The sequence below is a fragment of the Lactobacillus sp. wkB10 genome (genome assembly GCF_000760615.1).
Classification (GTDB): Bacteria; Bacillota; Bacilli; order Lactobacillales; family Lactobacillaceae; genus Lactobacillus; species Lactobacillus huangpiensis.
Window position 1 is genome coordinate 1 of the sequence record NZ_JRJB01000009.1, and the last position, 22,302, is coordinate 22,302.

General features: G+C 35.1%; 23 protein-coding genes and 2 tRNA genes. 18 read left to right on the top strand and 7 right to left on the bottom strand.

Features of this window, described 5'->3' with window-relative positions; genetic code table 11:
- Positions 1 to 12 precede the first annotated feature (12 nt).
- From LACWKB10_RS07055 to LACWKB10_RS07075, 5 genes are all read left to right on the top strand, one after another.
- Positions 13 to 85: transfer RNA gene (locus LACWKB10_RS07055), tRNA-Asn, on the top strand.
- Between the two features lie 173 nt (positions 86 to 258).
- On the top strand, positions 259 to 1,269 hold the full coding sequence (locus LACWKB10_RS07060; protein ID WP_034980530.1) for a mannose/fructose/sorbose PTS transporter subunit IIA: 1,011 nt from the start codon (positions 259 to 261) through the stop codon (positions 1,267 to 1,269).
- A 17-nt stretch (positions 1,270 to 1,286) separates the two neighbouring features.
- Complete coding sequence (locus tag LACWKB10_RS07065) at positions 1,287 to 2,096, top strand: PTS mannose/fructose/sorbose transporter subunit IIC (RefSeq protein WP_034980532.1); 810 nt, start codon at positions 1,287 to 1,289, stop codon at positions 2,094 to 2,096.
- A gap of 27 nt (positions 2,097 to 2,123) precedes the next feature.
- On the top strand, positions 2,124 to 3,038 hold the full coding sequence (locus tag LACWKB10_RS07070; protein ID WP_034980545.1) for a PTS system mannose/fructose/sorbose family transporter subunit IID: 915 nt from the start codon (positions 2,124 to 2,126) through the stop codon (positions 3,036 to 3,038).
- A gap of 6 nt (positions 3,039 to 3,044) precedes the next feature.
- Positions 3,045 to 3,407, top strand: coding sequence for a DUF956 family protein (locus LACWKB10_RS07075; protein ID WP_034980547.1), 363 nt, complete (start codon positions 3,045 to 3,047; stop codon positions 3,405 to 3,407).
- Between the two features lie 42 nt (positions 3,408 to 3,449).
- Here the strand turns inward: LACWKB10_RS07075 and LACWKB10_RS07080 are convergent, their stop codons facing one another.
- Together LACWKB10_RS07080 and LACWKB10_RS07085 are read right to left on the bottom strand one after the other, a co-directional pair.
- Entirely contained in the window at positions 3,450 to 4,139 is a 690-nt protein-coding gene (locus LACWKB10_RS07080) for a B3/4 domain-containing protein (protein WP_034980550.1), read from the bottom strand.
- Between the two features lie 134 nt (positions 4,140 to 4,273).
- Entirely contained in the window at positions 4,274 to 5,644 is a 1,371-nt protein-coding gene (locus tag LACWKB10_RS07085) for an amino acid permease (RefSeq protein WP_034980552.1), read from the bottom strand.
- Positions 5,645 to 5,830: 186 nt separating this feature from the next.
- On the opposite strand from LACWKB10_RS07085, the gene LACWKB10_RS07090 reads away from it, so the two are divergent.
- Positions 5,831 to 6,379: a GNAT family N-acetyltransferase gene (locus LACWKB10_RS07090; RefSeq protein ID WP_034980554.1), complete on the top strand. Its 549-nt coding sequence runs from the start codon at positions 5,831 to 5,833 to the stop codon at positions 6,377 to 6,379.
- Positions 6,380 to 6,416: 37 nt separating this feature from the next.
- On the opposite strand, the gene galE is transcribed toward LACWKB10_RS07090, so the two are convergent.
- The gene (galE, locus tag LACWKB10_RS07095; protein WP_034980556.1) at positions 6,417 to 7,409 is read right to left on the bottom strand and encodes a UDP-glucose 4-epimerase GalE; all 993 of its coding nucleotides are present in this window, start codon (positions 7,407 to 7,409) and stop codon (positions 6,417 to 6,419) included.
- Between the two features lie 140 nt (positions 7,410 to 7,549).
- Between galE and LACWKB10_RS07100 the strand changes: the two genes are divergently transcribed.
- The 5 genes from LACWKB10_RS07100 to LACWKB10_RS07120 all read left to right on the top strand — a co-directional run bounded on the left by LACWKB10_RS07100 (position 7,550) and on the right by LACWKB10_RS07120 (position 11,376).
- On the top strand, positions 7,550 to 8,308 hold the full coding sequence (locus LACWKB10_RS07100; RefSeq protein ID WP_034980558.1) for an NADPH-dependent oxidoreductase: 759 nt from the start codon (positions 7,550 to 7,552) through the stop codon (positions 8,306 to 8,308).
- A gap of 67 nt (positions 8,309 to 8,375) precedes the next feature.
- A tRNA-Thr gene (locus tag LACWKB10_RS07105) sits at positions 8,376 to 8,448 on the top strand.
- A 561-nt stretch (positions 8,449 to 9,009) separates the two neighbouring features.
- A complete protein-coding gene (locus LACWKB10_RS07110; protein WP_034980560.1) occupies positions 9,010 to 9,720 on the top strand; it encodes a uracil-DNA glycosylase family protein in 711 nt (236 codons plus the stop codon).
- Between the two features lie 38 nt (positions 9,721 to 9,758).
- Complete coding sequence (locus LACWKB10_RS07115; protein ID WP_034980562.1) at positions 9,759 to 10,511, top strand: hypothetical protein; 753 nt, start codon at positions 9,759 to 9,761, stop codon at positions 10,509 to 10,511.
- Between the two features lie 118 nt (positions 10,512 to 10,629).
- Positions 10,630 to 11,376 carry a BspA family leucine-rich repeat surface protein gene (locus LACWKB10_RS07120; RefSeq protein WP_034980564.1) on the top strand — a complete coding sequence of 249 codons (747 nt, stop codon included), beginning with the start codon at positions 10,630 to 10,632 and terminating at the stop codon, positions 11,374 to 11,376.
- A gap of 127 nt (positions 11,377 to 11,503) precedes the next feature.
- Here the strand turns inward: LACWKB10_RS07120 and LACWKB10_RS07125 are convergent, their stop codons facing one another.
- Both LACWKB10_RS07125 and LACWKB10_RS07130 read right to left on the bottom strand, forming a co-directional pair.
- Complete coding sequence (locus LACWKB10_RS07125; protein ID WP_034980565.1) at positions 11,504 to 12,268, bottom strand: MerR family transcriptional regulator; 765 nt, start codon at positions 12,266 to 12,268, stop codon at positions 11,504 to 11,506.
- A 131-nt stretch (positions 12,269 to 12,399) separates the two neighbouring features.
- Entirely contained in the window at positions 12,400 to 13,362 is a 963-nt protein-coding gene (locus tag LACWKB10_RS07130) for a D-2-hydroxyacid dehydrogenase (protein WP_034980567.1), read from the bottom strand.
- 309 nt (positions 13,363 to 13,671) lie between these two features.
- On the opposite strand from LACWKB10_RS07130, the gene LACWKB10_RS07135 reads away from it, so the two are divergent.
- From LACWKB10_RS07135 to LACWKB10_RS07165, 7 genes are all read left to right on the top strand, one after another.
- Complete coding sequence (locus LACWKB10_RS07135; protein WP_034980569.1) at positions 13,672 to 14,523, top strand: zinc ribbon domain-containing protein; 852 nt, start codon at positions 13,672 to 13,674, stop codon at positions 14,521 to 14,523.
- Between the two features lie 14 nt (positions 14,524 to 14,537).
- Positions 14,538 to 15,938, top strand: a complete 1,401-nt coding sequence (locus tag LACWKB10_RS09865; RefSeq protein ID WP_052060326.1) for a zinc ribbon domain-containing protein — start codon at positions 14,538 to 14,540, stop codon at positions 15,936 to 15,938.
- 474 nt (positions 15,939 to 16,412) lie between these two features.
- On the top strand, positions 16,413 to 17,531 hold the full coding sequence (locus tag LACWKB10_RS07145; RefSeq protein ID WP_034980570.1) for an SIS domain-containing protein: 1,119 nt from the start codon (positions 16,413 to 16,415) through the stop codon (positions 17,529 to 17,531).
- A 21-nt stretch (positions 17,532 to 17,552) separates the two neighbouring features.
- Positions 17,553 to 18,029: a PTS sugar transporter subunit IIB gene (locus LACWKB10_RS07150; RefSeq protein ID WP_034980572.1), complete on the top strand. Its 477-nt coding sequence runs from the start codon at positions 17,553 to 17,555 to the stop codon at positions 18,027 to 18,029.
- A 3-nt stretch (positions 18,030 to 18,032) separates the two neighbouring features.
- The gene (locus LACWKB10_RS07155) at positions 18,033 to 18,830 is read left to right on the top strand and encodes a PTS sugar transporter subunit IIC (protein ID WP_052060327.1); all 798 of its coding nucleotides are present in this window, start codon (positions 18,033 to 18,035) and stop codon (positions 18,828 to 18,830) included.
- The gene (locus LACWKB10_RS07160; protein WP_034980575.1) at positions 18,820 to 19,653 is read left to right on the top strand and encodes a PTS system mannose/fructose/sorbose family transporter subunit IID; all 834 of its coding nucleotides are present in this window, start codon (positions 18,820 to 18,822) and stop codon (positions 19,651 to 19,653) included. Before LACWKB10_RS07155 ends, LACWKB10_RS07160 begins: the two co-directional genes overlap by 11 nt.
- A 19-nt stretch (positions 19,654 to 19,672) precedes the next feature.
- Positions 19,673 to 20,692 carry an SIS domain-containing protein gene (locus LACWKB10_RS07165; RefSeq protein WP_052060328.1) on the top strand — a complete coding sequence of 340 codons (1,020 nt, stop codon included), beginning with the start codon at positions 19,673 to 19,675 and terminating at the stop codon, positions 20,690 to 20,692.
- A 66-nt stretch (positions 20,693 to 20,758) separates the two neighbouring features.
- Here LACWKB10_RS07165 and LACWKB10_RS07170 read toward each other — a convergent pair whose 3' ends face one another.
- Together LACWKB10_RS07170 and LACWKB10_RS07175 are read right to left on the bottom strand one after the other, a co-directional pair.
- On the bottom strand, positions 20,759 to 21,532 hold the full coding sequence (locus LACWKB10_RS07170) for a GntR family transcriptional regulator (protein ID WP_052060329.1): 774 nt from the start codon (positions 21,530 to 21,532) through the stop codon (positions 20,759 to 20,761).
- A 31-nt stretch (positions 21,533 to 21,563) separates the two neighbouring features.
- On the bottom strand, positions 21,564 to 22,247 hold the full coding sequence (locus tag LACWKB10_RS07175) for a GntR family transcriptional regulator (RefSeq protein WP_034980577.1): 684 nt from the start codon (positions 22,245 to 22,247) through the stop codon (positions 21,564 to 21,566).
- Between the last annotated feature and the right edge of the window lie 55 nt (positions 22,248 to 22,302).

The following is a 22,302-nucleotide window of genomic DNA, read 5'->3' on the forward strand; positions in this document are numbered from 1 at the left end:
GCTTTTTAGCAATCCGGCTTAGCTCAGTTGGTAGAGCGCTTGACTGTTAATCAAGATGTCGTCAGTTCGAGTCTGACAGCCGGAGCGAACAGAGAGAAAAGAGAACCTGCGGGTTCTCTTTTTTTGTATGTTTATTAAGCATAAAGTGTTAGTCTTAATATATTAGAAAAATGTTAGGTAATGGTTAGAAAATGTGACACAGAGCCTGTTTCACGGTACAATATTAACGGATACATTTTATCTAAAGGAGGAAATCTCATGGTAGGAATTGTTTTAGCCAGCCATGGTGGATTTGCCGATGGAATTGCGCAGTCTGCGCAAATGCTGTTTGGCGAACAAGACAATTTTGCTCATGTCATTTTGAAGCCCGATGAAGGGCCTGATGATATAAGAAGCAAAATGGAAACAGCAATTACTTCATTTGAAAATCAAGATGAAGTTCTGTTAATAGTTGATTTATGGGGAGGTACGCCATTTAATCAAGCAAATGCTTTGCTTGAAAAACATCCAAATTGGGCGGTTGTTACTGGTATGAATTTACCAATGGTTGTTGAAGCACTTACGCAGAGAATGACCAATACTGAAGCTTCAGCTCATCAAATTGCCACAGCGATTGTTGAGCCGGGTAAGGATGGAATAAAAACTAAACCTGCTGAATTAATGCCAAAAGGTTCTACAGAAATGAAAAAGGGATCAAATTCTGAAAATAAAGAGAGTAAGAAATCTATTCCTGAAGGTACTGTCGTTGGTGACGGTCATATTAAGTTTGTTTTAGCTCGGATCGATTCCCGATTGCTACACGGACAAGTTGCTACTGGCTGGATACCAACCATGCACCCTGATCGAGTTATCGTTGTTTCAGACAGTGTAGCAAAAGACGAAATGCGTAAAAGCATGATTCGTGAAGCAGCTCCTGCTGGTGTTAAAGCTCATACTGTTCCGTTGAAAAAGATGGTAGAGATCGCTAAGGATCCCCGTTTTGGTAACACACATGCCTTACTGCTTTTTGAAAATCCAGAAGATGTTTTAAAAGTCATAAAAGCAGGCGTTGACATTAAGACTGTCAATGTTGGATCAATGTCCTATAAAGTAGGCGATGTCAATGCTAACAATGTATTGTCCATGAATCAAGAAGATGTTGATACTTTCCACGAACTTGCAAAAATGGGAATCAAGTATGATGTGCGTAAAGTTCCAACTGATAAAGAGGGCAATATGGAAGCTATTTTAAATAAAGCTCAAAGTTTGCTTGATGAACAAAACAAGTAAGAGAATAGGAGTAAAAAATGAACGCTATTCAAATGATTTTAGTTGTCATAGTTGCCTTCCTTGCAGGTATGGAAGGCATCTTGGACCAATGGGAATTCCACCAACCATTGGTTGCTTGTACACTAATCGGCCTGGTAACCGGTAATCTGGTTTTGGGTGTTATCTTAGGTGGATATTTACAAATGATTGCCTTAGGCTGGGCTAACATTGGTGCTGCTGTTGCTCCTGATGCTGCTTTAGCTTCAGTAGCTTCGGCTATTATTTTGGTGCAAAGTGGACAAGGAACAAAGGGTATTGGTATGGCTACAGGTATTGCGATGCCATTAGCTGTTGCCGGACTATTTTTGACTATGATTGTGCGGACAATTTCTACTGGTATTGTGCACATTATGGACGCCGATGCTAAAAAAGGTAATTGGCGTAAAATTAATATGTGGCAATGGATCGATGTTTGTCTGCAGGGATTGAGAATCGCTATTCCAGCTGCATTGCTGTTAGCTATTCCAGCATCGACTGTTAAATATTGGTTGGGCTTAATGCCAGCATGGCTTAGTGATGGTATGTCAATAGGTGGTGCCATGGTTGTTGCCGTTGGTTACGCAATGGTAATCAACATGATGGCTAGTCGTGAAGTTTGGCCGTTCTTTGCTATCGGTTTTGCTTTGGCAGCTATTAAAGATCTAACTTTGATTGCTTTGGGTGCAATTGGTTTAGCAATGGCACTCATGTACTTAGCTTTAGAGTCAAAAGGTGGCAATAACGGCAGTTCAAGTTCTGATAATGAGGGTACCGGCGATCCACTCGGCGATATCATAGATGACTATTAGAGTGATATTTAAGAGGAGGATTTTATAATGGCTGATAAAAAAATAAAATTAACTAAAGCCGACCGCTTCAAAGTTATGTGGCACTCACAATTTTTGCAAGCTTCATGGAACTACGAAAGAATGCAGAACGGTGGGTACGCATATTCACTTATTCCTGCTTTGAGAAAACTTTATCCTAAAAAAGAAGATATGGCAGCTGCTTTGCAGAGACACCTGGTCTTCTTTAACGTTCACCCTTATCTAGTATCACCAATTCTAGGTGTTACTTTAGCCTTAGAAGAGGATAAGGCTAACGGAGCTAAAGTTGAAGATGAAGCTATTCAAGGTGTTAAGGTTGGAATGATGGGACCTTTAGCAGGTGTCGGTGACCCTGTATTCTGGTACACTGTACGACCAATTGTTGGTGCCTTAGGTGCTTCAATGGCTATTCAAGGCAACATTTTAGGACCAATTTTGTTCTTCGTTATTTGGAACGTAATTAGGTTAGCCTTCATGTGGTACACACAAGAATTTGGCTACAAAGCCGGTTCTGCAATTACTAATGATATGTCTGGTGGTCTGTTGCAAAAGGTAACCCGTGGAGCTTCCATGATGGGTATGTTTGTTTTAGGTTCCTTGATTGAGCGCTGGGTTAACATTAAGTTCACTCCGATTGTTTCAAAGACACCTGTGCAAAAGGGTGGCTATATTGATTGGGGTTCACTTCCAGCCGGTGCTAAAGGGATTCAGCAGGCACTAATTGACCAAGCTAATGGCTTATCTTTAACCAAGTTTAAAATTACTACTTTGCAAAATAACTTGGATAGTTTAATCCCTGGTTTAGCTGGACTGCTTTTGACTTTCCTATGTATGTGGCTGTTAAAGAAGAAAGTTTCACCAATTGTAATTATTATTGCCATCTTCGTTGTTGGTGTCGTTTTGCATGTTCTACATGTGCTTTAATCTAAAATGGTTGAATCAAGAAATACTAAAGTTGATTTAACGGCAAATGCGACTTGGTTTCGTTCGTTTTCAACATATGGTAAAGTAATGGTCGGAGATAAGGCATTTGAATTTTATAATGATCGCAATATCTCTGATTATGTCCAAATCCCGTGGCAAGAAGTTACTTATGTAGTTGCGGATGTTTATTTTCACGGACGTTATATACCACGTTTTGAAATTCGCACCCGTGCAAATGGAAAATTTATTTTCACAACACGAAATAATAAAAAAACTTTGCGCGCTATTCGTGAATATGTTCCTGCTAATAGAATGCGACAGGCATTGGGATTGTGGCAAAAAATCAAAAGAAGAATAATGCATAAATAAAAAAGTTCCTAGACAAAATTAATTGTCTAGGAATTTTTTTACTTAATTCTTGGTTTTAATACTTATTTCTCCGACAACACCTAATTCACCAGCAACTTTCTTTTGTAAAGCTTGAATTGCTTGATCAGCTCGTTCTTTTTGATCATCAGTTACTGCTTCCATGATTAAAATCGCATTAGTAGTATCTTCGGTCAACATGGTTCTCTTGCCATCGCGCCAGTTAAGTGAACGGCACACTGCACCACTATCATCATAATAAATCACTTCACCTGGTCTAGGAGGATCGCTTTTTTCAGCACCAAGTGGGTAAAAGTCTTCATTTCCTGTTGCTACGCCCAGGTGCATTTGACCTGCAATTTGATCAAGATCTTCACCACCACACGGAACAGCATATTCTAAAGAGACACTATTATAAATATCAACCAGAGGATTTATAGGATCAAAAGTCTTGCCCTGAGAAACTCGCTTCAAAAGAGCCTCAATTGATGCTCGTGCACCTTTTTTCTTCTTAAATTTGGTGAGCACATCTCGCCATTCGGCAACAACAGTATTGTCTTTAAAATCTTTTTCTGTTAAATATTGTTTAGCTTCTTCTTCAGCTTGATTAAGCATTATTTGATACTTTCCCGATTTGTCAGGGATGTGGTTATTAATGCCACTAACAACTAATGTGTAAATTTTTGCCTGTGGAAAAATTGACCAAAAAGAGTTATCAATAATTAGTTCCTGCATGAGTTACCTCCAAAAATAAAAACACCTAGCAAACTCTACTAAGACCTAAAGAGTTCGCTAAGTGCTCTCGCCCGGTGGCGATATTTCTTAATTTTTTAAATTTTAATATAAAAAGCCAGCAAATGCAAATACAATTATGCCATTTTTTCCTTGTGCCAAATTTTAGACAAGGTTGACAAGACTATAAAGATTAACAGTGCTGAAATCATAGAAATCCTGTTTTCAGGTAAGATTAACAACAATATGATCATTAAAATAAAAAAGATCAGTGTTATGTAGTCCAAAAAAGGGAAACCAGGCATTTTAAAATCTGTTAATTCTTGTGCTGGCGTTTTTTTGCGGTAGGAAATGTGGGTTAAAAGCATCAGACACCAGATAATTAAAAACATACTGGTAGATGTAGATGAAATAAAATTAAATGCCTCATTCCCAATAATTATAATAACTAAGGGAGCCAAAGCCATTAGGCAAGCGGATAAAGTCAGGGCATTCTGTGGCAACTGTCTTCTCAGGTGACCAAATGTCTGGTTAAATTTTCCCTTACCGTTAAAAGTAACAGAAAATAGCAATCTGCCTGCACTGTATAAAATACTGTTAGTCGAGGAAACAGCAGCAGAAATAACCACAAAATTGATAATTGAGCCGGCATTGCGGATGCCAGTTGCAGCTAATGTCTGTACAAAAGGACTAGAGTTAGTTGCTACTTTATTCCATGGAATCACCACTAAAATAGCGATGATAGCAAGCACATAAAATAAAATTATTCGTAGTGGAACCTCATTAATAGCCTTTCTAATTGTTACCTTGGGGTTTTGCGCCTCTGCAGCAGTTAATCCGACTAGTTCAACTCCAACAAAGCTAAAGATAACCATCTGAAAACCGGAAAAGAACCCGGTGCTGCCTTTAGCAAAAAAGCCACCATGTGTGGATAAGTTAGCAAGAGTAACGGGTCCAAAAGAGGTTTTTCCACCAGTTATTAACAAATAGGCTACTAAAATCACGAATGCAATAACGGTCACAATTTTAATTATGGCAAAACTAAACTCCAGATTGCCAAATAGCCGTGCAGAAAGCAAATTGATAAATAATAGAATTGCGATGGTGACTAAGCCAGGTACCCATGTAGGCAAATGGGGAAACCAGTATTGAAAATATATTCCCAAGGCTGTCATTTCTGCCATACCCAGAGTTACCCAGCTGATCCAGTAGAGATAACCTGAAATAAATCCAGTGTTTTTACCCAAGTACTTTTCAATAAAATCTATATAGGTATGCTTGGATAAGTCTGAAACTATGAGCTCACCTAAAGCCCGCATTAGTAGAAATAAGAAAATACCGACAACGACATAAATTAAAATGACACTGGGACCGGCTCGTCTAATACTATTACCTACGCCTAGAAATAAACCAGTACCAATTGTCCCACCTAGGGCAATCAATTGAATATGCGCGTTAGTCAAGGTTCGTTCGTAACCAGAACCGTTATTTTCCTCTTCTTCGCTCATTAAATCACTCCAAATACTTAAAAATTAGTTACATTATTAAATTATAGCATTATACATAAGCGTATGTTTTTAACCAAACCAAAATTTCGCTAAATTGTAAATTTTGTTATGTTAAAAAGGGCTTTATTTAAAGACAAATTGTAGTATCATATATTTTATTAAAAATAAATTAAGGAGGAAGATTCAATGTTTACCATTGGCCAATTTACTGTTAATAACTTGGATATTAGTTTGGTATTACCGGAAGTCAGTCATGCGGAAGCTTTATACGAAATTATTGTCCATGACCGTGATCAGCTGGCACATTTTTTACCTTGGTCAGGTAAGATTGCGAGTGTCAAAGATGAAGTTGATTTTATTAAGGCAATGCGAGTTGACACCGCTAATTATAAGAAATTGGTACTAGTTGTTCTTGTCAATGGCAAACCAGCGGGAATGGTTGACCTGCACAATATTAAGTTAAAAAATGAAAGCGGCGAAATTGGCTATTGGCTGGGGCAAAAATATCAGGGTAACGGAATCATGACTCAGGCCGTTAAAAAGTTAGTAGACGTATCATTCAACCAGTTTGGATTACACAGTATTAAATTACTGGCAGATCATAATAATAAACCTAGTAGAGCCATTGCAGAGAGGCTGCACTTTGAATATGTGGCCAGGCTTAAAGATGAAGTTAAGTATCACGGTAAGTTCTGTGATATGGAGTTATATATCACATTTAATTCTAAAAACTAATCAAAAAAATTGCTGGTAAAATTTACCAGCAATTTTGTTATTTGTCTTCGTATCCTTGAGGATGAGTTTGGTGCCATTTCCATGCACTTGCCATTACATCTTCAGCGCTCTCGTGTTGTGGCTCCCAGCCTAAAATAGTTCTGGCTTTGGTTGAATCGGCAACTAAACTGTCAGGGTCACCTGCACGTCGTGGTCCCATAGTATATGGAATTTCAATATTGGTAACTTTACGAGCCGCTTGTAAGATCTCTAAGTTGGAATAACCATGAGCAGTTCCTAGGTTGAACACATCGGATTTATTGGTTTTAATTAAGTACTCTAAAGACAGCAAGTGTGCGTCGATGAGATCTTCGATTTGAACGTAATCTCTGACATTAGTGCCATCTTTAGTGTCGTAGTCATTACCAAAAATAGTAAATTTACCATCGCCACTGACAGCACTTTTTAAAATATTAGGAATTAAATGCGTTTCCGGAGAGTGATCTTCTCCAATTGACCCATCACTTGCAGCACCAGCAACGTTGAAATAGCGCAGTGCAATTGATTTGATACCATCAGCTTTATCTGCCCAATGCATGATTTTTTCCATCATTACTTTGGTTTCACCATAAGGGCTAATCGGATTAAGAGGTGAATCTTCAGTAATTGGCAATTTCTTAGGGATGCCGTAAGTTGCGGCACTTGAAGAAAAGACGAGGTAATTGACACCGGCATCTTTCATGGCTTCTAGGAGTGCGATCATACCTGAAACGTTATTATCATAGTATTTTAGTGGGTTTTGTACAGATTCAGGCACTAAAGAATATGCAGCAAAGTGCATAACTGCCTCAATTTTTTCTTGACGCAATATTTGGCTAACTAAAAACTTGTTTTCAATATCTCCATGGTAAAACTTGGCTTTAGGGTTGACTGCTTTTCTGTGTCCAGTGTACAAAGCGTCTAGGACAACAACATCATTATTTTGTTCAATTAATTTTTTAACAGCTACCGAGCCAATATACCCGGCACCGCCGATAACTAAAACGCGCATAAATTCCTCCAATTATTATATGGTAATGATCTTCTGTCTAAATTTTAGCACAGTCTGTTAATTTAAAAGACAATTATTGACAGTAAAATCATTTTGCAATACAGTTACTTTTAGTAAGATAGTTAGAAAGAAGTATCAAAATGATTCATAATTCCACAATTAACCAGCAAATTAATCATCGCTCTATCAGAAAATTTAAAGATCAAACACTAAGTGCAGAACAATTAAATACTTTGTACACCGTTTTTCAACATACAGCGACCAGCATGTTTATGCAAAATGCGACAATGCTTCATATTACTGATGAAAGTAAAAGGGCAAAAATCAGGGAATTGTGCGGACAAAAATATGTTGGTGCTGAAGGAGATTTGTTTATCTTTGTAGTTGATTTATACCGCAACCAACAAATTCGCCGCCAATTAGGTAAAGATGACGGACGTGTTCATACCACTGACATTTTCTTTCAGGGGATGGATGACACATTACTTGCTTGGCAAAATGTGGCTAATGCTGTTGAAAGCATGGATCTTGGTTATGTGCCTCTAGGTACCATTAATGATCACCCGTTAAAAATGTTGGAAGTGCTTGACTTGCCTAAACTGACGTTTCCAGCTTTAGGGATGCAAGTGGGTATTCCTGACCAAGAGCCGCAATTGAAGCCGCGCTTGCCACTAGCATTTACAACTTTTGAAAATGAGTATCCGCGTGATTTTAAAGTGGTTGACTTGAAAGACTATGACCAAGTCGTTACCACTTACTATGACTTGCGGGATGCTAATAGACGTATTGATTCTTTTACCAAGCAAATAACTGGTGACAAGTTAAACGATAAGAAAATTGATCGTGACGAGTTGCCAGAATTGTTGCACAAACAAGAGCTTTGCCTAGATTGGAAATAAAATAAAAGTCGCGCATTCGATTGCACGACTTTTTTTGTTTTGGTATAATTTAAACGTTGTGAAAGTAGCTGATTTAGCTCAGTTGGTAGAGCGTTTCCCTCGTAAAGAAAAGGTCGCCAGTTCGATTCTGGCAATCAGCATTCAGAAGTTTATGTTAGATTAAATATCCTTGATATATTAGCGTTTTCTGTTGGTAAGTTAAGGTTATTTTTTGTTTATTAAAGATAATTATGCACACAATACGGAACACGATTTTGAAATGAAATTGCAAAGTATTTCCCTGTTATGCCAAAAGAATGTTTAGATCACTTACTTTAAAAAATTAATTGAGTAAGAAAGAAAGTCGGAGTTATTAGCTTTGACTTTTTTGATTTTTATGAGAATTATTTCTGGAATTGTCTCAACTGTTGCTAATATAGCAACTTTAGTATCTTACCAAACTTTGTTAATAGCGAACGTAACCAATAGAGCTGCATTAATTTTCACTGACTCTAACATACTTTTAACTTTTGATAAAAAACAAAACCATTGGCAAGAGTTCATTACATCCCAATGTTGGTTACAGGTTTAGAACTTAGTCCAAAAGCGTAGGACCAATCCTTTATTTTAATTCAAAATCTTAGAAAAATTAGCATTGCTACGAACGTATGTACTATAATTTGCTTATATAATTATGTAACTTTATATGATAGCAGGCATTTATGAAACAAAAACAAACTTTTTCAGATAAAGTTTTTCAATTTGATCAGGAATTAGGTAATATAAAATTTAATTTACCTGAACCATATAAAATAATTAATCCTTATAGTGGCAGAAATAAAAAGCAAGTTTTACAAATGGTTCAAATTTTCTATCAAAAATATTTCAATGATAAAAACAAGCGGCGCTTAATACTGGGCAGTTCTCCGGCGAGAAGAGGATCGGCAATAACTGGAATTCCCTTTGAAGATGCTTTAAATCTCCAAAAAGAAACAGGAATTTCAATAGCAAATTTTCATGTTAATAATGCAGCTTCTAATTTTTTAAATGAAGTCATAGATAAGTACGGTGGAAGGATCAAGTTTTATCATGATTTTTATCTCAATTTTGTTTGTCCCTTGGGTATTTACAAGACCAATTCCAAAGGTAACCAGATAAATTGCAATTATTATGAAAACAAGCGAGTTGAAGAAATGCTAACTTCTTTTATAATTTCTACGCTTAAAACGCAAATTAGCTTCGGGATTGATACTTCTATTTGCTACTGCATTGGGAGTGGTCAAAATTATCAAGAACTAAGCAAAATTAATAAAAAGTGGCGCTTTTTTCAAAAAATAGTTCCGCTTGAGCATCCTCGTTTTATTACACAATATCATCCTCAAGAAAAAGAGAAATATTTGCATAAATACCTGGATGCTTTGATGTATAAATAATAAGCGTTAGTTTGAAAAATAAGTGAGGTCAGCAATTTATGTCAGATGTAATTCTTAAAAAAGCAAGAAAAATTTATCAAATGTACAAAAAAGGCGATTTGGGTGATACTACTTTGCCTGAAGATAGCAACCCTCACCTAGATCCAAGTACCAATGAAAATGCGCTCTATTTCACGTTGCCAATGGCTTTAAATTATCAGAGAAATTCCTATACTTTGTGGGAAAGTGCCTTGAAGACATATGAAGATCCCGAAACTAGTTTTGTTTTTATACCGGCAAAAGTTATTACTGCTGGGTATGGAGCAGTGCAAAAAGGTTTGACTAAGTATCGGCTTGCTTTGCAAAAGAACAAGCAGACAGACATTTGGCTTAAATTATGTCAGACGTTTATAGAGCTTTCTGATGGTAGTGTTGTTAAATTCGCTAACAACTTGGATAATGATGTGAATAAAATAAGGCATTTTATGCAAAAAGATGCTAAGAAAAAGTTTCCGTACTTGTCTGGTAATAAGCTTTGTAACTATTGGCTCTATGTTCTCAGTAAATACACTGCACTTCCCTTAAAAAACACTAATAATATTTATATTGCTGCAGACAGGCATATAATCAGAGCGAGTTACAAATTAGGCTTAATTACTAAAGAACAAATGGAAAGTTCTAAAGTGCAAATTTATGTAATTAGTGCTTGGGCAAAAGAATTGCAGGATACTGAATTTGTGCCAACCGACCTGCAAAATCCATTGTGGTTATGGAGCCGGAATGATTTTAAAGATTTGGATTCTTGCAATTGAGAGTAAAACTAGGTACGAAATAATTGTCTTTATTTCTTTTCTTATTGAAAATAAATGTATAAAAGATCTAAAATTAGTTATGGTTAAAGACATAGTTTTTTTATGAAGGAAACAAAAAATGAAAGTTAATCATAATATCAAAAAATTCACCAGTAAGTTGCTAGTTAGTTCTGCAATTGCAGGCATTTTAGGCGGAGTTGCTATTAATGTGATTCCTGAGAAAGCAGATCTTGTTCAAAATGTTCAAGCCAAAAAGAAAAAACGCGCAAAAGCAAAGAAAAAGGTCAAGAAGGCGGTAACTAGCCATAAAACTGCCAATGTTAATAAAAAGGTTGATATTAGTAATTATTCATATGGTAATGATTGTATTTTGAAGTTTGATCCTAGTACTAAAACTTTGCATATCAAAGAAGGTGTAAATAGTAATAAATTGGGCAGTACTCCGATTTATGATGTCGTTTATAATGCTAAGAAACATGTTTCAAAGAAAAATATGTTTAAACCTTCTGATATTGAACACATAAGTATTGATAGCAACATTTCTTTATCTGATGACAGCTCTTATTTATTTGCCAGGTTGTATAATTTACAGGATATTACTGGCCTTGATAAGGTAGATACGGGTAAAACTGAATATGTGGATCATATGTTTTTTAAGGATAAAAAACTGATTCAACTTGACTTAAGTCAGTGGGACGCCAGTTCTTTTGCTTATTATAGAATGGAAAATATGTTTTCAGGTGATACATCTTTAAAAGAAATTAATCTGACAGGCTGGGGAATAAAACTATCTGATGATATCTTTAATGGCCTGGATACTACAAAAGTCAAAATTATTGGTTTTGATGATGACGATGACGATTAGATAGCAGGTAAAGTTGATTTAATATCTAAAAAAACTTTTTAAACAAAAAACCTTTCAAAACAGTTCTTGACGAATTTGTATTTGAAAGGTTTTATTTTGCAACTAACTTTATATAGATTAAAGACGTTTACGCATAGTAGTCAATGATTGCTTTCAACGTTTTCGCAGCGTCAGGGTTGCCGGTGCCTTCTTCATAATATTTGCTAAAACGTGGGTCACACACATACATTTGGGCAAGATTCTTGTGCGCCTCTGCCGAATATTGGCCTTTAGGCCAAATTGTCAGTAAATATTCTTTATGTAAGTCGAAAAGGTGCTTGGCAGCATCTTGTTTGACACCAGCAGTATTATCAAAGTTCTTTAGTTCAGTTAAAATTTCAGCACTTAGTTTTTTGAAATGTGATAATTCATCTGCAGATAAAGAATTGAACTTTTCATTACTAAGATCTATTTGGGCGTCACCATATTTTTTCCTAATTTCCCTACCGTATTGTTTTTCATTTTTGCTAATTATTTCTGTTTTTAATGTGGCAAATTTTTCCGTATCAGTCATTTGTGCTTCTCCCCTCATTGTTGCAAGTGTCTTGTCTAAATTCCTAATCAAATCATCTAGATATTGCTGCTGCGCAACTATTTTGTCCCGCTGGTTTCGTAAAACTTGATATTGAGTTTCCGGTGAAGTCTGCATCACCTGTTTTATTTGTTCCAGTGGCAAGTCAAATAGCTTTAAAAATAGGATTTTTTGCAATTGGGCAACTTCGCTTTTCTCATAATAGCGATAATTGTTTTCGGGATTCCTGCGCGCTTTTAAAAGTCCCTGTTTATCGTAATATCTTAAAGTTCGTGATGAAATGCCAGCTAGTTTTGCTAGTTCATTGATAGAATACGACATGTTTAAAATCTCCTCACTTGCAAAATTAAGTATATTGGTTGACGCAGCGTCAAGGTCAAGCACGGAAAATGATTTTTGAGAATAAAAAAGCCAGTAACTCAATCAAGATTACTGGTTTTTGATTATGATATTTAATTTACAACGTTTAATTTTTCACCATTTAGAAATGCCTCCAGATTTTCTACGACAATTCCAAGCAAACGATTGCGGGTTTCGCGTGGTGCCCAGGCAATATGAGGGGTAATGTAGCAGTTATTAGCAGAAAGAAGTGGACTGTCAGCAGGAATTGGCTCTTTTTGTGCAACATCAATTCCAGCTGCAGCAATCTTACCTTCATTTAAAGCAGCGGCGACATCTTTTTCACTAATTAAACCGCCACGAGCAGTATTAATTAAAATGACGCCATCTTTCATTTGACTAATTGCTTCTTGGTTTATCATTTCAGTTGTTGCCGGCGTTTGTGGTACGTGTAGACTAATAATATCTGCTTGCCGATAAAGTTGATCAAGTTCAACCTGCTTAACGTAATCAGGTAAATCTGATTTCGGCCGATGGTTCCAAAAAATCACATTCATAGAAAAGGCATGACCAATTTCTGCCACTTTTTTTGCTATATGACCGAAACCAATAAGTCCTAATGTTTTACCCTTCAATTCCATTAACGGTTTTTCCCAAAAAGTAAAATCAGGATTGCTGCTCCAGCGACCTTCATGGACTAATTTGTTATGTAAGCCAACTTGACTGGTAATTTCAAGTAGCAATGCAAAAGTAAATTGGGCAACTGCATCAGTACCATATGTAGGAATGTTAGTAACGGGTATGCCAGCTTCACGAGCTGCAGTCGTATCGACAATATTGTAACCGGTAGCAGTCACGCCAATGTATTTAACGTTGGGAGCGGTCTCAAGCACATGTTGGTCAAGTGGAGTTTTATTAGTTAAAACAATTTCAGCATCGCCAATACGTTTTAAAATTTCATCATCATCGTCCACTGGGGTACGATCGTAAAAGGTGCATTCACCTAGTTTTTCAAGAGGTGACCAATCTAAGTCTCCTGGATTTAAGGCATAACTATCTAAATTAACAATTTTCATAATATAACCTCACTTTTAATATATCTATACCTTATAGTTTACTACATATTATTGCTGTAACTATACATTATAAGATTATAGTATGATGGTGATTAAAAGAGCATTTGACAGTGTTTATAAATAATTCTAAAATTACTTTGTATTATGCATTTTAGTAATATCTTAATATTACTGACAATGAGCAAATTAAATAGTGGTAGTATGTTATTTCTTTATGGATTTTATGCCATGCAATAATCTATAAATAGTGGTATAAAATTAAAGTAGTAAATAAATATATAAAATAGTGGAATTAAGAAGGAGTTATCAATGAAAAAATGTCCTCAATGTGGCGCCTTAATGGGAAAAGACGTCAATTTTTGTACGTCTTGCGGTTATGATTTGCGCAATATTAGTGTACAAAAAGTAGAAGAGGCACCTACTAATCCAGTTGAAAACACTGCCCAAGTAGAGTCAAAACAAACTGAATCTCAGCCTACAGCTGCAAGTGAGTCAATTAATTACGGAGATCAATTTCAAAATTACTGGCAATGGTGTGTTGATTCCTGGCGCAATCCAGGTGTCAGTAGTCCGAATATAGCGAGTTGGTATGGCTGGTTAACCTTGTTAATTGAAGATGCTTTTGTTGTGTTGGGTCTATATTATTGTGCGAATACCATTGTTAGCACCTTGATTAACTGGGCCAATCGCATGGGAGCCAACATTAACGGCTGGGAAAATTTTCATGTTCCCTTTAACATTATGTTGGAAATATTCGTTGTGCTGGTAATATTTGAAGCAATAGTCATTGGCGGCTTTTATGCAGGTTATCGGTATGTCTATGACAGGAAACTGAGCTTTTTTGAGTTTATTAATCGTGGTGCCCATGCCTGCAACTTCAATCTACTTATTTCTGCTGCATTCTTTTTGCTAATGCTTTTAGGACTAAATAGCATTAAATTTATGATTGCCGTATTTATTATAATGTTAGCTTTATTCTTTGCAAGCCAGCATATTATATTATTTGGCGATCAGGGAGCGGTGCATGATAAAATTTTGGGCTTTTTAATTGCTTTTGCCATTATTTTTGTGTGTTTGATGATTTTAGATTCAATTATTTATAGTTCGATGGTTCATTCAATCATCAATCAAATTATGTCAATGCAAAATGGTTCAATGTAGATAGAGTGAAGGAAATGAATGATAAAAAATTTTGTCCTAATTGTGGTAAAGAGGTAAAACCTAATGCGGAATTTTGTCCTAACTGTGGTCAAAAATTGCCTCAGACGCTGCATAGTAGAAAAGAATATCGCAGTCAGCAGAGAAATACTGCAGCGCAGCCAGTTGTCAATCAGCCACAAGCTACGGCGAACGCAGTCCATCACCCGATGAAAAAAAGAAATAAAGTCTTGCTAATCTGCTTTGGAGTTTTGATTGTCGCATTTGCGGCATTCTATGCTTGGGGTTCTAATCATTATCAAAGAAATAATCAGATTAATCAGATTGCAGCCAGTTTGAAAAATCCTCATTCTGATTTATCCCAATTCGTAGTTTCTGAAAATCCTAATGCTCGTGTGACAACGGCAGCTCTAAAGCCGACTCAGGAATATTATGCGGAACACTACGTTGAAGCAGATAGGATGGCAGATGCTTTTAAATATGGTAATGAATATGATAATGTCAGTTTGGTTCAAAGTGGACGATATTTACTTTTATTCCCCAAATATTGTTTGCAATTAAAGACTTATACACCGCAGATTAGAACCAATCACGCCAATTCTACTATTTATGTCAACAATAAAAAATTTGGTGGCGTTGACGGCAGTGGTGAGGACTATTATAAAAAAATTGCTCCTTTATTTCCAGGTAAATACCACATTGAAGTAAAATCAGTTGCGTCTGGCCACCAGTTATCTGCCGATAAAAGTACCACTATTTTTTCTAATAAAGAAATTAACATGAATATTAAAACTGTTAATTTCATGATTAAAAGTATTCCTTCTGCTACGATTTACATTAATGATAAAAAAGTGGGCAATCTTGATAAAAGGGGCACGAAAATGTTTAAAGATTACCCTGTAACGGATGATATGAAGATCTATGTGGTTACTAAAGTTGATGGTAAGTCTATCAAATCAGAGACTGTTGATTATGACGAAATGGGCTTTGAAGATGACGATGATAGCAGCAGTAATGTCATTAAACCCGAATGGCCTGGATTAATTAGTAAAGATGATGCTGAAGAGCTTTTAGAAAATGATTTTACTTCTCCAGATGAAGATGACTTTGTTGGTGGAGCTGAAAATAAAGGCTATCAGGAACTACATTCTCAAAATTCTGGTTTTGACAAGGATGACGATATCAATGAATATAATATGGAATGCTCTGTAGTTTCGATTACTCCGGCGCCAAATAACTGTAGCAGCGTAACTTATAAGATTACTTACACTTTTGAACATGATGATTTTGAACATAAGCAGGTGATGTTATACACTGGCGGTCTTTTCAAACAGACTGGTGACGATGATGACAGCAGTCAAAAGATTAAGTCAATTGGCAATGGTAAAATAATTAGTGATAAAAAATACGATAATTAATATTGTTTTAAAAGTAAATTTTTTATAGCACCTCCAAATTTTAAAAATTTGGAGGTGTTTTTATGGCTTAAAACGCAAACCACACAAGTTACCCGAGGGGTGTGATTATATGTGATTCATATATACTTATTTTTTATCTGCGATAAAGTTACTGAATCATATTCAATCTATGCAAAATTGAAATAATTCTAAATATAGTAGCTGCTTCAGAAATAATCTCAGTGTTTGACGGTATCTTAAAGCAAGTATGGTATTTAGTTTTAACTTTGTGACATTCTTAATTTTCAAGACTGATAAACCAGCGTTTTTTACGGCTTTTAGCGGTCTTTTTATTCTGCCTTAAATAGCGTTAATAATAAAAGAAGTACCAATTCTGAAATATTATTTTTAGAAACCGCTTGCAAAAGAAGATCATAGTGGTATAGTTAAATCGATAAATGGTATATATTAGAAACCACTTAGGAGATGCTGAAAATGCGAATGAAGGATTATGTGAAATATTCATCTGAAAAATTAGATGAAAATTTTAAAAAAAGGGATGAATTAATTAGCGGAGTAGCAAATCTATTTTTAAAAAAGAAATATTTGAGCATTACTTTAATTGCATCAGGTTCTTCTTACAATGCTCTGGCAATGATTCAAGATTCTTTGCAAGTGATGACAAAAAAGCCGGTTTATCTTCATACACCGGAATACGTCATGCAATTTGGTATTGCGCCTCAAGAAAGTACATTTATTGTTGTTGTGTCACAGAGTGGTTCTTCGACCAATATTATTAATTGCTTGCAGTATTTACAAAAAAATGATGTATTTGAAGTTTCTTTAACTGGCAATCTTGATAGTCAAATGAGCAAATTCTCACAAGAAGTTTTTGATTATAGTCCTGGTAATGAGTACGTAGATTATGTGACTGTTGGCGTACAAACACTGGTTGAGTTCTTTTTGTTGCTGGGATGTGAGATTAGCGGTCTAGATTCACAACAAAAAGAGGACTTTTACGAGCAACTACAGAAAACTATTACATACCAAAAGGAGTTGATGGCTGAAACAGAAAAATTTATCAAAAATAATTATTTTGCTCTTTCAATGAAAAACCCTACTTTTTTCTGTGGCAATGGACCCAATTATGGAGTTGCAAAAGAAGGAGCTCTGAAGTTTCAAGAAACGCTAAAAAGATCTGCAATGTACTACGAACTAGAAGAATTTCTTCATGGGCCGGATATGCAATTAACGCCAAATCATACCGTTTTTTTAATTGATGATATGCCTGTTTCTGGGAAAACAAGATTCTCAGAAGTATTTGAAGCATTAAAAGAAATAACTCCAAATGTATTTTTTATTACTAGTTCAAATCATTTGGAAAAAGATCAGAGAATCTTGAAAACTCAAGCTGTGAATAGCTGGTTTTTCGAACCCTATTATTCATTGCCAGTAGTGCAATTAGTGGCAGCAAAAATGACGGACTATCTTCAGGCTTGGGCTACGCATCCCTATTTTGACAAGTTTGATCAAAAAATTGCAATTAAAACGGATGACTACGACGAAGAAATCAAAAATATCAAGAAAAAGTGGGATTCAGATCATGAAAGTTAAATTAGTTTAGGAGGTTTAAAAATGATTAAGATGATTCGCGTTGACTATAGACTGTTGCACGGCCAAGTTGCTTTTTCATGGACACAAGCTTTAGGCGCAGATGCATTACTAATAGTAAGTGATACAGTCAAAAAAGATCCGCTACGCATGAAGGCCTTGAGATTAGCAAAGCCAGCTGGAACTAAAGTGGTTATTAAAACTTGTGACGAAGCCATTGAGCAAATAAAAAGTGGAATTACAGATAAATACAAGCTGTTTGTCATATGTGAAACTCTGCCAATTGCGGCAAAACTTGTTGAAGCAATCGGTGAAAAAGCAATTAATTTAGGCAATATGCCATATAAAGATAGTAAAAAACAAGTGACTAAGAGTATTTTTATTGATCATGATGATGTAGAAATAATGCAAAAACTTGTAGATCAAGGAGTGGAGCTTTTTATCCAGATGGTACCGACTGAAAACAAGATCGATGCTAAAAAGTTTTTGAAGGAGGTGTAAAAATTGATACTAAAAACTTTTTTAATATTTTTGATTGACTTATTAGGTGACTCTGAGTGGCTACTAGGTACTAGCTATTTGCAAAGACCTATCATTCTGGGCCCTTTAGTAGGACTAGTTTTAGGTGACTTGCAAAGTGGAATAATTATGGGAGCAACCCTTGAACTTGCAATGATCGGTGCGGTTTCAATCGGTGCTTATGACCCACCTGATTTGGTTTCTGGCTCAATAATTGGTATTTCTTTAGCAATACAGAATCAGGCAACACCAGCAGCAGCTATGACTTTAGGTATTCCAATTGCTGCTATTATGCAAGCACTTGAATTAGCTACTGGACAACCACTGATGCTGGCTTTCATTCACCGGTGTGATAATGCTGCTGATAAAGGTGATACAAAAGCATTAACAAGAAACATGCTAATTGCTGGTTATATTCAAGACTGGCCAGATATTGTTTTTGTACCTTTAGCTTTTTACTTTGGTTCTTCGACGGTAGCAAAATTGCTCAATATAATACCGCAGTTTGTCCAAGATGGAATGAATATTGCTGCAGGATTATTACCACTTTTGGGTTTTGCAATGTTGGCACAAATGATGATGAACAAAAAAGTGGTAGCTTTCTTTTTCTTCGGCTTTTTCCTAGTAGCTTACGGTAAACTGTCAACAACTGGTGTGGCAATTTTTGCTGCAATCATGGTGGCAATTATGTATATTTTCTTTGATAAAGATGATAAGAGTCGAAAGGGAAAGGATAATAAACCAAGTGTAGAACAGGAAGGTGATGGTTTCGATGAATTTTAACATTAAGCCTAAATATGATAAGAAGATAAAAAAATCTGATTTGGTTAAGTTATATTGGCGCAGTATTCCTTATGAACATTCTTGGAATTATGAGCGAATGGGGAATGTTGGTTTTACTTGGGCAATAATGCCTATTTTGAAAAAATTATATCCCCAAAAAGACAAATTCATTCATGCTTTAAAACGTAATTTGGAATTATACAATATGACACCATATATTGTAACTTTACCACTTGGAATTTCTGTAGCGATGGAAGAAGCCAACGCAACAAATGAAGATTTCGATGAGACTTCTATTTCAGCCGTTAAATTAGCATTAATGGGTCCACTGTCAGGTATAGGTGATTCATTTTTCTGGGGCACTCTCAGAGTTTTGGCGACAGGTATAGGAACCACGCTGGCAATTAAAGGAAATGTCTTGGGACCTATTTTATTCTTCTTGATTTTCAACGTACCTCATTTTATTATCAGATACTATTGTACTTTTTTGGGATATTCTTTAGGGTCAAACGTAATTAATAATGTTGAAAATTCGGGAATGATGGATAAAATCACCAAATATGCCTCAATGATCGGAATGATGGTTGTTGGTGCAATGACTCAAGAAATGACTAGTGTAAACTTCACTACCAAAATTGGTGTTGGTAAAAGCGCATCTACAGTTCAATCTCTTCTTGATGAAATATTTCCAGGAATAGCCACTCTAACACTTTTCGGTATAACTTATTGGATGCTCAAGAAGAAGCTTAATCCGTTATTAATTATGTTAATAATTTTAGTTGTCAGTATAGCAGCAGCCTATTTTAAAGTTTTAGGAGCTTAAATTTAGAAAGGAAAAATAAATGTCAGTAATGAAAGATTTTGACGTAAAAGAATATTTGCAAAATGGTAAGGAGATATATTCTCAAAGAGAAAATATTGAAAAATTAGCTGATAAATTATCTAAAAATGAGTATCAAAATATTGTGATGATAGGCATCGGTGGAACGTGGATGGAATGGTATCCAGTTGCAGAATACCTGCGGCATTTATCTGATTTTCCAGTTTATTTGGAAAATGCTGGTGAATTATTGGTTAAAAAGGATCTTAACTATCTTACAAATAAGTCATTGGTTCTTACTTCCTCAGATTCGGGTGATACTAAAGAAATTGTAGCAGCAGTCAAGTATTGCAATCAAAAAGGGATTGAAGTTTATGGCTTCACCAAAAATCCAGAATCTGCACTAGGAAAATTGTTAAAAGAATCAATTAATGGTTCACTAGCTGAATGTGAAAATGCCTATTTAATGTACTTTATGTTAACTTTACGCATTTACCAAAATTGGGGTTACTATAAGGATTATGGTCGCTGGGCAGATCAAATGAAACAACTTTACCCTAATCTATTAAGGTTTAGAGAAGAATTTGAACCGAGGGCTCAAAGTATTGCGCGTAAATATTATAATTCTCCTCTAACAATGATTGTTGGATCCGGAATGCTGTGGGGAGAAACATGCATGTTTTCAATGTGTATCTTGGAAGAAATGCAATGGGTTCGTACACGTCCTGTTACATCAGCCGACTTTTTCCATGGTCCATTAGAATTAGTTGATGATACTTTACCGGTGTACCTAATTAAAGGAGAAGATGAATATCGCGCGTTAGACGAGCGAGTAGAACGCTTTTTGCCAAAACATACAAATAGTTTCGAAGTTTTTGACACTAAAGATTTTGTTTTCGAAGGAATTGATGATGACTTTAGACAAATTTGCTCGCCAATGATCATAACATCTCTTTTAACTGACCGGTTAGCATCATGGTATCAACAATATACTGGTCATGACCTCAACTTCCGTCGTTACTATCGTCAATTTGATTATTAAAACAAATAAAAAATCGTAAAAGGCAATGACTTTTTACGATTTTTTAGCAAACTTGTAAAAATTTATTTAGTAAGTTTCTCTTTCACCTAAAATGCCACCGAGTGTAAACTGAAGATTAACTTTATCAGTTATTAAATAACTTTCCGTATATTCGACAGCATTACCTTGTTTATCGAAACCATGATAAATAATGTAATATAAGGGGATGCCCTTTTTAATTTTAAGTAGGCGTGCTTCTTTATCTTCCGCAGGGATAACTTGCATTGACTGAGAAACTTTAATTGGTCTATGTTGTTTTGATTCCATGTAATCATATAGACTAATATTTTTAAAATCTATCTGTTTAGCATCAGGAAAAAAACTGATTGGCAAATAATTATATTCTATAGCAAAAGGTTTATTTTTTATTCTACGAATTCTATGTAATGCAAAGACTTTATCTTTTTTACTTTGTTTAAGTTTATCATTAAAAAATAAGTTATTACTGATAATTTCTTCTCCTAATACATCATTATATAGTTTTATGCCTTTTTTGGTTAAAAGTTCAGAAATACCTAAATTTTCATTTTTATCTGTAAATGACAGGTTAAAATAAATGCCACTTTTATCTTTGGAATTCGAAGTGACATAAGTTCCACTACCCTGTTTACGAGTTAGTAATCCCTTCTTTTTTAAAGAATCAACAGCTTTTTTAACAGTCATACGATTAATACCATACTTTTTAGCAAGGTCGCGTTCACTAGGTATTTTAGCTCCGGGAAGAAATTCCTTATTTAAAATTTTCTTTTCCAAAGCATTTTCTATTTGTATATATAATGGAGCGTGGAATAAATCTGTCATTTTAAATAATCCTCAACACTATTTTTCTATATTATAGTAATATATTATTTTTTGGTATTTTTTTCGAAATAAAATATATGGGTGTTTTATCTAGAAATATCAAGGAGGTTCGCTTTAAAATATACGACTTTAGAGGAACCATTAGTTCTTTACATTCCTGCTCACTTAATAGGTCAACTGATACACTTTGGTAATCCCTTAATTTCATACCCTTTTTTGTTTTCGATAATAATTCCCAAAAAGAGCATTTTGTAATTTCGCTTAATGAAAATCCAATTTCAAGGTTATCGGGATAAAATATATAATCAAGTGACAAGATTTTGGAAATTGAATTCTCCTTCAACATTCTTTTATAAACTAAAAGATGTATTAAAGTTGCAAGAGGAACTTCAAGTTTTAAAGATAGTTTCTTATCTGCTTCTATAATTTTATTTTTTAGGATAAAATTTGAAATCTTCTGATTACTATTCTTACCAAAAATTTCAAACCAATCATAATCTTTCTTTGGTTGGTTAATTTCGTATTTTGTGGTCTTTAATGAAACTATTCCGATATTTTGAAGATATTTTAGAGATTGTCTAATTGTATCTCTTGAAACTGAATAAATCTTAGCTAGATCCCTTTCTGAAGGTATTGTTCCTATATAGTTTTTCTTTGAAATTTGATATTCAATATCTTTAGCTATTAGTTCGCTTTTATTGATAATGTTAACCATTATAAGCTCTTCCTTGTCAATAAGTAATTAACTTAATCTTATCTTAACACTTGAG